Here is a 550-nt window from a genome sequence, read left to right as displayed (position 1 = left end):
GGCGATGGCCAGGGCCATGTTGTCAGCGGCCATGGCCACTGGCTCGGCGTGGAAGTTGCCACCGGAAATCACGTCGCCTTCAGCCGCAAACACCAGTGGATTGTCGGAGACGGCGTTGGCTTCGATCACCAGCACCTCGGCAGCCTGACGGAACTGGGTCAGGCACGCGCCCATGACTTGCGGCTGGCAGCGCAGCGAGTACGGGTCCTGCACCTTTTCGCAGTTCTGGTGCGAATCGGAGACTTCGCTGCGCTCGCCGAGCAGATCGCGGTAAGCGGCGGCGGTGTCGATCTGGCCCTTCTGGCCACGGGCGGCGTGGATGCGGGCGTCGAACGGCGAACGCGAACCCAATACCGCTTCCACCGTCAGACCACCCAGCGCCAGCGCGCCGGCGAACAGATCTTCACCTTCGAACAGACCGCGCAAAGCGAATGCGGTAGACACCTGCGTGCCGTTGAGCAGCGCCAGGCCTTCCTTCGCCGCCAAAGTCAGCGGGGTCAGACCGGCGACTTTCAGCGCTTCGGTGGCCTCCATCCACTCGCCCTTGTAG

Annotated in this window: 1 protein-coding gene; it reads right to left on the bottom strand. The window is 65.3% G+C overall.

Annotated features, from left to right (window positions below; all coding sequences use genetic code 11):
* The coding region (locus ACKLNA_RS29130; protein ID WP_408987848.1) for an aromatic amino acid lyase at positions 1 to 550 on the bottom strand (550 nt) is incomplete at both ends.

Source organism: Pseudomonas sp. UV AK001 (genome assembly GCF_046097675.1).
Classification (GTDB): Bacteria; Pseudomonadota; Gammaproteobacteria; order Pseudomonadales; family Pseudomonadaceae; genus Aquipseudomonas; species Aquipseudomonas kribbensis.
The sequence above is the reverse complement of the archived record's forward strand: the minus strand, read 5'-3'. Positions and strand labels throughout refer to the sequence as shown.